This is a genomic window from Streptomyces corchorusii (assembly GCF_001514055.1).
Lineage (GTDB): Bacteria > Actinomycetota > Actinomycetes > Streptomycetales > Streptomycetaceae > Streptomyces > Streptomyces olivaceoviridis.
Genome location: NZ_KQ948355.1, coordinates 84193 through 93983 on the forward strand (window position 1 = coordinate 84193; position 9791 = coordinate 93983).

At 75.5% G+C, this 9791-nt stretch carries 5 protein-coding genes; 4 read left to right on the forward strand and 1 reads right to left on the reverse strand.

The window, feature by feature from the left end:
* Nucleotides 1-159 precede the first annotated feature (159 nt).
* From AQJ11_RS13345 to AQJ11_RS13355, 3 genes are all read left to right on the forward strand, one after another.
* The gene (locus tag AQJ11_RS13345; protein ID WP_058083644.1) at nucleotides 160-900 is read left to right on the forward strand and encodes a Type 1 glutamine amidotransferase-like domain-containing protein; all 741 of its coding nucleotides are present in this window, start codon (nucleotides 160-162) and stop codon (nucleotides 898-900) included.
* 139 nt (nucleotides 901-1039) lie between these two features.
* Entirely contained in the window at nucleotides 1040-4174 is a 3135-nt protein-coding gene (locus AQJ11_RS13350) for a type 2 lanthipeptide synthetase LanM family protein (protein WP_059263170.1), read from the forward strand.
* A 260-nt stretch (nucleotides 4175-4434) separates the two neighbouring features.
* Entirely contained in the window at nucleotides 4435-7350 is a 2916-nt protein-coding gene (locus AQJ11_RS13355; RefSeq protein ID WP_079082302.1) for a helix-turn-helix transcriptional regulator, read from the forward strand.
* Between the two features lie 305 nt (nucleotides 7351-7655).
* Here the strand turns inward: AQJ11_RS13355 and AQJ11_RS13360 are convergent, their stop codons facing one another.
* Nucleotides 7656-7862 carry a hypothetical protein gene (locus AQJ11_RS13360; RefSeq protein ID WP_014670275.1) on the reverse strand — a complete coding sequence of 69 codons (207 nt, stop codon included), beginning with the start codon at nucleotides 7860-7862 and terminating at the stop codon, nucleotides 7656-7658.
* A gap of 853 nt (nucleotides 7863-8715) precedes the next feature.
* On the opposite strand from AQJ11_RS13360, the gene AQJ11_RS13365 reads away from it, so the two are divergent.
* Nucleotides 8716-9711, forward strand: a complete 996-nt coding sequence (locus AQJ11_RS13365; RefSeq protein ID WP_244218214.1) for a helix-turn-helix domain-containing protein — start codon at nucleotides 8716-8718, stop codon at nucleotides 9709-9711.
* Nucleotides 9712-9791 lie beyond the last annotated feature (80 nt).

A 9791-nucleotide genomic window follows, 5' to 3' on the forward strand; every position in this document is an offset into this window, starting at 1 on the left:
AAGCTCCCAGCGCCAGCCGTGCCGTACCCGGCCGGCCGACGGGGGGCGGGACGGGGGCGGCACGGTGACCGAAGTCCTGCCGCTCCTGCTCGCCGTGGCAGGACGTTCGTCTTGCGGGGGCGGGACACCGGCGCCGCTCCCGGCGCTACGATCACCCGTGTGACCGCTGCGGAACCGACCATCCTCGCCACGTCCGGAGGGCACCGTGCCGGTACGCGCACCCGGCTGCTCTTCGACGCCCTGGTCCATCATGCGGTCGACCTCTCCGGCGTGCACGGCAGGCGTCCCCGCATCCTGTACGTCGGCACGGCGACCGGTGACGCCGAGCACGTGACGGCGCGGGTGGCGGAGGCGGCCCGGGTGGCGGGGTACGACCTCACTCCCCTGCAACTGTTCCCCATGCCGAACGTCGAGGACGTCGAGGGCACCGTCCTCGCGCACGACGTGGTCTGGGTGATGGGCGGTTCGGTGGCCAACCTGCTCGCCGTGTGGCGGGTGCACGGCCTGGACGTGATCATGCGGCGGGCGTGGCGGGCGGGTGTGGTGCTCGCCGGTGTCAGCGCGGGTTCCATCTGCTGGTTCGAGGGCGGCGCGACGGACTCCTTCGGCCCCGGGTTGCGCCCGGTCACCGACGGGCTGGGCCTGCTGCCGTACGGCAACGGCGTGCACTACGACTCCGACGCGGGCCGGCGTCCGCTGATCCACCGGCTGGTCGCCGAGGGCGCCTTCCGGACGGCCCACTGCACCGACGACGGGGTGGGTCTGGTCTACCGGGGCACCGAGCTGGTCGAGGCCGTGACGGAACTGCCGGGCAGGGGTGCCTACGTGGTCGGCCGCGCGGGCACCGAGACGGTGGAGGAGCGGATCGAACCGCGGCTGCTGCCCGCGCCCCGGTTCTGAGCAGCCGTTCCGTCGTCCCGGGACGTCCACGCGGTGACCGCTCCCGGCCGGTGCGGCACGCGCGGGAACACGGGGCGCCCAGGAATATGGGGGTCACTTCCCCATGTGGGGGTCGCGGAGGTCTGGCAGCTTCTTCCTCGTGACTGACACCGCCGACCTCCCGGCTCCCCGGACCGCCAGCCTTCCGACCCCGCTCAGCGCCGGCCCGCCCCACGCCTGGTGGGCCCCGGCGCTGACCCTCGCGGAACGGCTCGCCGCACCCGGCCTCCCGGCCGTGCCCGCCGGCGCCGCCGCCGGGCGGGCCCCGTGGAACCTCGGGGACGGCGAGGGCTTCGCCCTGCGACTGGCCCACCTCGGGGTGGACGGGGCCACCGCGGCGGCCCTCGCCGCGGAGACCGCCGAGTGCCTCGCCCTCCGCGCGGCCAAGCCCCACTGGGCCGGTTACGCCGAGGCGGCACTGGCCGCCGCCCCCGAGAGCGTCGACGTGCCGACCGCGGACGGCACGGGTCCCGGGGTCTTCGCCGCCGTCGTGCGGCCGCTCGTCACCCCGGCCGCGGACCTGCTGGCCCGCCGCACGGCGGACGTGTCCGCGGCCGAACAGGTCGTGTGGCGGGAGGCGTTCGAGCGGCGGTTGACCGAGCAGCTGACCCGGCAGGCGGCCAGGACCCTGGTCCACGAGCTGTCCCAGGCCCGACGAGCCCGGCGGCTCGCCGGCGCGGACCCGCGGGCACGGTTCGCCTCGTTCGTCACCGCCACCGGCAGTCGGCGGGGCCTGTCCGAACTGTTCGCGTCCTACCCGGTGCTGGCCCGGATGCTCGCGCAGACCGCGCTCGACGCGGCGGACGCCGCGGTGGAGCTGGTGACGCGGTTCCAGGCCGACCGGGAGGACCTGGTCGGCGAACTCCTCGACGGGCGCGGGCCCGGTGCGCTGACCGGGGTGGACCTGGGGCTGGGCGACGCCCACCAGGGCAACCGGGCGGTCGCCGTCCTGCGCTTCGCCGGCGGCGCCCGGCTCGTGTACAAGCCCCGGCCGCTCGATCAGCACGGCCTGCTGGACGACCTGGCGGCCTGGCTCGGCGCCAAGGTGCCCGGGCTCGCTCTGCGCACGCCGCGCAGTGTGCGCCGGCCCGGCTACGGCTGGCTGGAGTTCGTGGAGCACCGCTGGTGCCGGTCGGGCACCGAGACCGATGCCTTCTACCGTCGCCAAGGCGCGCTGCTGGCCCTGTTGTACGCGGTGGACGGCGCCGACATGCACTACGAGAACGTCATCGCCTGTGGCGACCAGCCGGTCCTGGTCGACGCGGAGACCCTGCTGCACACCGGCCTTCCGCAGGCCATGACGGCCGGCGCCGACCCTGCCGCGGACGCCCTGCATTCCTCCGTGCACCGCACCTGTCTGCTGCCCCACCTGCTGATCGGCGAGCACGGCGCGCTGGACATCTCCGCGCTGGGCCGGAACGCCGAGGGCACCTTCCCGAGCGAGGGGCTGCACTGGGAGGACAGCGGCGAGGACACGATGCGGGCGGTACGGGGGGCGGTGCTCAGCCCGGCCGCGCAGAACCAGCCGCTGCCCACGGGGGTGCCCCTGGACGGGGCGGACCACCGGGCGGCCCTGCTGGAGGGGTTCCGCACCGGCTACGCGGCGCTGGCCGCGCACGGTCGTGAACTGCTCGCCCCGGATGGGCCGCTGGCGCGGTACGCGGACAGCCCCGCGCGCCTCATCGTGCGCTCCACCCGTCTGTACGCCACGCTGCTGGAGGAGTCCGCCCACCCTTCGCTGCTCGCCGACGCCCTGGCTCGGGAGGGCGTGTTCGCGGTGCTGTGGACCGAGTCCGAGCACGACGAGGCCCGTCGGCGCCTGATCGAGCACGAGACCGCGGAGCTGTGGCGCGGTGACGTCCCCCTGTTCGTCCATCGGCCGTCCGGTACAGGGGTCCGGACGGCCGATGGCACCTGGTTGCCGGACGTGCTGCCGGTGGCCGCCCTGACCGCGGTCGGCGCGAAGCTGGCCCGGATGGACGAGGTCGACTGCCACGACCAGGAGTGGATCATCTCGGCGACGCTCGCGGCGCGCGGCAGCGGTTCACCCCTGGCGCGGCGCTCCGAACTCGCCCTCGCCCCGCTCCCGGCGGTCGTGCCGGACGCCTCGCGGCTGCTGGCCGCCGCGTGCGGCATCGCCGACGAGATCGCCGCCCGCGCGGTGCGCGGCGGCGGCCGGACCAACTGGCTGGGTCTGGAGCAGGTGTCGGGACCGCACTGGGCCGTGCTGCCGATGGGTGCCGGTCTGGGGCAGGGGTACTGCGGGGTGGCGCTGTTCCTGGCGCAGGCGGACGCGCTGACCGGGGCCGGCCGGTATGCCGCGCTGGCCCGGGAGGCGGTCCGGCCACTGCCCGCCCTGATGAAGGCGCTGGCCGACGATCCGGAACTGAGCGCGGCGGCCGGACCCGGCGCCTACACCGGGCTCGCCGGTGTCGTCCACGCGCTGGTGAGGCTGTCCGTGCTGCTGGACGAGGACCTGACGGGCTGTCTGCCTGAGGCGCTCACCGCGCTCGGGCACGCCGTGGCCGCCTGTTCCGATCCGGGGCTGGCCGGTGGCGCGGCCGGGGCGCTGACCGCCGCCGTCGCCGCGCACGAGGCGACCGGGATGCCCGAGGCCCTGCGGCTGGCCGACGCGGTGGCGGACCTGCTGCTGGCCGCGGTGCGCGGACCGGACCGGCCGGGCCCGTCCGCGGACGCCTCGGGCGTCGGTGGCGAGCCCGGGTTCGCGGACGGCGCGGCCGGGATCGGCTGGGCCCTGCGGCGCTACGCCGGCTGTCGCCCGGAGCGGGCCGCCGCGCACGCCGGCGCCGCCGACGCGCTGCTGCGTGCCGCGGGCCGCACGGTACGGACCGCGCCCGCGGACCTCTCCTGGGTCTCCGGGCTCGCCGGTGTGGCCGCCGCCGCGCCGCTGAGCGCCGTCGGCGCGCTGACACCGTTCCTGGCGGACGCCGAGGTGGGTCCCGGTCTGAGTCTCGGGCAGGGCGCGCTGGGCACGCTGGAGGCGCTGACCACGCTCGCCGGGCGGGGTGACACGGTGGCCGCCGGGGCGCTGCCCCGGTGTTCCGGACAGGTGCTCGCGCTGGTCGAGGCGCAGAGCCATCGTTGCGCCACTCCCGACCAGGTCCCCTCCCCCGGGCTGTTGACGGGCCTGTCCGGCATCGGCTACGGGCTCCTCCGTCTCGCCCGTCCCGAGACCGTGCCGTCGCTGCTGCTCCTGGAAGGGCCCGGTTTCTGACCGCTCACCTCCCCGCTCCGGGGCACCGCGCCCGCGGGCCGCGACCGGGCTCGCGCTCTCGGCCGCGTCCCGCCGCCGTGGTTCTCACCTGCGGCGTCGTCAGCGCACTCGCCACCTCGCCCCCGCGCCGCGGTGGCACCGGGACCGTTCCGTGGACGTGGTGGCGAGGGCGGGCGCCCGGCGCGCCGCGGGGGTGGTGGGACCAGTCCCCGGCTGCGCGACCTGCCGCGGTAGCCGATGTCCGATTACTATCTGCGCTCATGCGTTCCCATGCGCCTTCTCTGGTCGGACGGGACTCCCAACTGGTCCTGTTACAACGTGCCCTGGCCGACACGTGCCAGAGTCGCGGCGGTGTCGTGTTCCTCGTCGGAGAGGCCGGTGTCGGCAAGTCGCGGATCGCCGCGGAGGCCGTCGGCGGAGGTCTGGGCGCCGGGATGCGGGTGCTGCGGGGCCGCAGCAGCACCACGGGACCGGCCGTGCCGTTCCGACCGCTCACCGAAGCCCTGATGCCGCTCTTCCGCGGGGGCGAACCCGTCGACGACCTGGCCCTCGGTCCTTACCGGCCGGTTCTCGGGCGGCTGATCCCGGACTGGGACACCGGCGAACGGGACAGCAGTTCCATGGTGATCCTGGGCGAGGCGGTCCTGCGCCTGCTCATCGCCGCCGGGCGCGGGCAGGGCCTGTTGCTGCTACTGGAGGACCTGCACGACGCGGACCCGGAAACGCTCGGCGTCCTCGAATACCTGGTGGACAACCTGGAGTACTCGCCCGTCCTGCTGCTCGCCACGGTCCGGACGGACTTCAGCGACGCCCTCGACCTCGCGCAGTCCGCCCGCCGGCGCGGCGCGGCCACCCTGGTGGAACTGCCGCCGCTGACCCGGCCCCAAACGCACGAGATGATCGCGGCGCAACTGGGAGCCGACGGTCCGGAGCAGGTGCCGGCGGCGGTGCTGGAGCGACTGTGGGAGGACAGTTCGGGGAGCCCGTACCTGGTCGAGGAACTGCTCCAGTCGATGATCGGAGCCGGCGCCCTGGTCCGGGGTCCGGAGGGCTGGCGGGCCGTCGACAACCTCCGCAGCGACGTCTCCTCGTCGCTGGCGCGCGGCATCGTGCGGCGCATCGACCGACTCGGCGCACAGGGCCTGACCCTGCTGTCGGCCGCCGCCGTGCTCGGCCGGCGCTTCCCGCTCACGGTTCTGCAGCGCATGACCGGCGTCGACGACCGGGCCTTGCTCAGCCATCTGCACGCCGGGGTGGCCGCGCGGCTGGTGGTTCCCGACGAACCCGCGCCGGACTGGTACTCCTTCCGCCACTCGCTCACCGTGGAGGCCCTGTTCACGCAGATGACCCCGGGCCTGCGCGCGGAGTTGGCCCGGCGGGGCGCGGAGGCGGTCGAGGAACTGCATCCGGACCTGGCCGGTGACTGGTGCGCGCTCGCGGCCGGGCTGCGCAGCACGGCGGGCGACAAGGTGGAGGCCGGCCTGCTGTTCGCGAACGCGGGCGGGCGGGCGCTGGCGGCCGGGGCGCTCGGCTCCGCCGTCACCCTGCTGAGCCGGTCCGAGGCCCTGCTGGCCGACGCGGGCGATCCACAGTCGCGGGCCATGGTGCTGGAGAACCTGCTGCCGGCCCTCGCGGAGGCCGGCGACTTCACCCGCGCCCTCGACCTCGCCGAGGACCTGCACGCGCTGGGCGGCTCGGGGCTGAGCCCCGCCCGTCTGGCCACGCTGCACACCCGGCTGGCCAAGGTCGCCCACACGGCGGGCCGGTGGAGCGACGGCAACCGGCAGATAGCCCGGGCCCGTGAGGTGCTGGCCGCGGCACCGGACGAGTCGGTCGCCGCGGCCGTCGACGTCACGGCCGCCTACCTGGCCCTCGACACGCCGGGGCCCGACCGCACCCAGCACGCGGAGAAACTGGCCCGGTCCGCCGCCGACACCGCCGAACGGCAGGGTCTGCCCGTCGTCGCCTGCCAGGCCCTGGAACTGCTCGCGACGGTGGCCCGCGAGCGGGACCCCGAGGAGTCGGCGGCGATGCTCGGGCAGGCACTGGCCACGGCGGAGCACCACCGTCTCCCTCTCCAGCGCATGTACGCGGCCACCCGGCTCGGCGGCAACGCCTGGCTGGCCGACGGCGGCACCACGGGCCTGCTGGCGGTCCGCGAGGAGGCACTGCGGCTCGGCTCCGTGAACATCGTCCACACCGTGGACGGCATCCTCGTGCTGGACGCCGTGCTGCGCGGCCACTACGACACCGCCCGGTCGGCGGCCGTCGAGTGCATGGCCGTCGTGCGCAGGCTGCGTCTCGCGCCCGTCGTGCGGTACGTCCTGATGGCCCAGGCCGTCCTGGCGGCCCACCACGCCGACCGGGGGGCGATGGAGCGGTCGCTGGCGGCTTTCGACGAGTGGGACGGCGCCGGTTCGCAGGAGGAGGCGCTGGGCCGCGGTCTGGCCCGGGCGTTCTGCGCTCTGCTGGAGGAGAACCGCGGCCTCGCCCGGGAGGAACTGCGGCAGGTGCTGGCGCTGGAGGCGGGCAACCCCTCGACCTACCATCTCGGCGGCACCCACGGCCTGGTCCTGCTGCTGGACGTGCTCGCCGGGGACGCGGACCGGGCCCGGCACGAGGAGATCACCGCCACCGCCGTCGCCCGGATGCGCTGGAACCGTCAGTTCGTGCTGCTGAGCGACGCCGTGCTGCTGGGCCGCGAGGGCGCGGGTGAGCGGGCGGCGGCCACGGTGGAGGCCGCGCTGGCGGTGGCCGAGCCGTACCCGCTGGCCCGGCATCTCGGGCTGCGGCTCATCGCGGACGCGGCGCACCAGGACGGCTGGGGCGATCCGGTGGGCTGGCTGCGGCGGGCGGAGCACTACTTCCACGAGCGGGACGTCCAGGCTGTCGCGGGCGCCTGCCGGGCGGGGCTGCGCCGGCTCGGCGCCTCCGTGCACCAGCACCGCACCGGCACCAGCGGCATCCCCGACCGGCTGCGCGCCCAAGGCGTCACGGTGCGGGAGTTCGAGGTGTTCCGGCTTCTGGCGGAGCGGCTGAGCAACAAGGACATCGCCGACCGGCTGTTCATCTCACCGCGCACGGCGGAGAAGCACATCGCCAGTCTGGTCACGAAGACGGGGGCGGCGAACCGCGCGGACCTGTGCGCGCAATCAGCCGCCCTGCGGGACGTCTGAGGCCTGTCTGACCGTTTCCGCGCCAAACGGGAAACGCCGGGCGGGCCTTGGGGGCTCGGCGGCCGGCCCCGGCGAGCGGGGTCCGGCCGGCCGCGTGGCACCGGTGCCCGGCGCGGCGCTGGGTGGAAGCCCTGCGTGCTGGTCGCACCGCGTCCGTGAGGGGCCCTGCCCGGTCGGTGCAGCCGCGGCTCGTTCCCGCCGGTGCGGTGGAGTGCGCCGGCCGGTATCGGTGGGACGAGGTCCGGCCGGGCCGGCTGCCGCGGGCGCCCCGGAGCGGGCGGGCGTTTCAGTGCGGGGCGGGCGTTTCAGTGCGGGGCCGACACCGAGGTGTCGATCGAGGTCAGGGTGATGACCAGACCGCTGGTGAGGACCATGCCGGCCAGGACGCGGGCTCGGGCGCAGGCGCGGTTGCGGCCCGACAGGGTGATGCCGCCGGCGGCGTCCGAGTCGGCGGCCGGACGGGCGGGGAGGTCGGCGGGAGCGGAGGAGGCATCGCGACGGAGCTCGGCCATGGTGGGAACCTCGTGTCTGTGAGGGCGGGTACGGGAAGGTGAGCGAGCGGCGTCGGCAGAGACGCCCGGTGACTCTCAGCGTGCGGAGGGCCGGCCGGTACAGCGACGCTCGGCGATCGCCGTGGTCGGGGCGGGAGCGCCGGTGCGGAGCGGTTCGCGGCCGGTGCCGGCCGTGAGGATCGTGGCGGCCCGCCGGACGGGGGCCGGGGGGTTCGCGCCGCGGGGAGTCGCGGGTGCGGGGGATTCGGTCACGAGAACAAGGTCACAGATGCGGTGGGGGCCCGCATGGGGAACTGTCCCCCATATTTCCCGACGCCCTTGCCCGGTGCCGCCGGCCGATGGGGGGCCGCGGGGCGCGGGGCGTCGGGTCCCGTGCCGCCCGGCCGGGTGAGAAGCGCAGGCCGGCGGCGTAGGGGCGGCTGACGACGCGGCCAGGCGCCGCGTGGCCGGGCGGTGTACGGGGCGGGGGGACGGCCGTGGGGATATATGGGGGCGTGCACGACCCGACGAGCACGCCCTTCGTGCGTACGGGGTGACGCGTCGGCGGCCGGGGAGGGGGCCGGTGTGCGCGGTGGGGTCCGGTCCGCCCTCCGAGCGCGGTGGGCCCGGGCGCCGGACAGCCGGGCATCCGGACGGGAGCGCCGCCCGTGGTGGTGCACTCGCCCGACCCGGGCGCGGTTGTCCACGAGGAACTTGGGGGTTCGGCCCGCATCCGCCGTCGCGGCGGTTCCCGTTCTACTGGTGTCCGGTCGGCGGCCCGCGGTCGTGTCCCGGGGATCGCCGCCGGCCCGATCTCAACCCGTGTCCCACAGCCAACAGGTGCCGTACGACAAGACTTACAGGAGTGGACGACATGCGGACCTCTCTGGGTATCGACTCCGTTGCGCGGAGCGTGTACATCGCGATGGTCGACCGGCCCGGCGCGAAGGTGTCCGAGCTGGCCGAGTATCTGGAGGAGACCGAGGAAACGGTCCGAGAGGGGCTGGAGCGGCTGTCCGCCCTGCTGCTCGTCGTCCCGGGGGACTCCGCGAGCGGCTGGCGTCCGGTCGATCCGGAGGTCGGGCTGGCGGCGATGCTCGCCCGGCAGCAGGACGAACTCGCCCGCCACCGACTCCAGGTGGAGGGCAGTCGGCTGGAGGTGACGCGGCTGCTGTCGGAGCGCGGGCGGCGCGGCCGTGCGAGCGTTCCGGACGTCGAGTGGCTGGCCGGTGCGGACGCCGTGTGGCAGCGCATCACCTCTCTCGCCGAGGAGTGCGCGAACGAATGGCTGACCGTCGGACCGGCCGAGCGGCTGGACGCGGCGGTCCTCGACGCGGGCCGACCGGTGGACGAGGTACTGCGGCGGCGCGGTACTCCCGCACGCTCCATCGTGCTGGAGAGCGTCCGCAACGACCCCGGGGCGACGGAGCGGCTGCGCCGCGCGGAGGAGTGCGGCGGTGCCGTCCGCACCCTGCCGTCGCTGCCGGTGTGGATGATCCTCTCCGACCGGAGGCACGTCGTGGTGCCGGTCGTCGGCGGCCACAGTGTGGTCGGCGCGATGGCGTGCGGCGTCGAGTCGGTCACGGAAGCGTTCGCGACCCTGTTCGCCCGGCTGTGGAAGGAGGCCCTGCCGCTCGCGGAGGCACGCCCTCGTACCCGTGGCAACCTCTCCCTCCAGGAGCAGCACGTGCTCCGGCTGTGGGCGCAGGGGCTCACGGACGCGGCGGCGGCCCGCAGGATGGACGTCTCCCTGCGCACGGTGCGCCGGCTGTCGGAGAAGCTGACCGACCGGTTCGGTGCCCAGAGCCGGTTCCAGCTCGGCGCCCTGGCGCTCGCCAGCGGCGGCATCCGCGCCGAGGACGTGGCCTGAAGTCCCCCGCACCCGGTGTGACCCGCGGACGGTGAAGGGGCCGGACCTCCACGACGAGGTCCGGCCCCTTCACGGTGTGG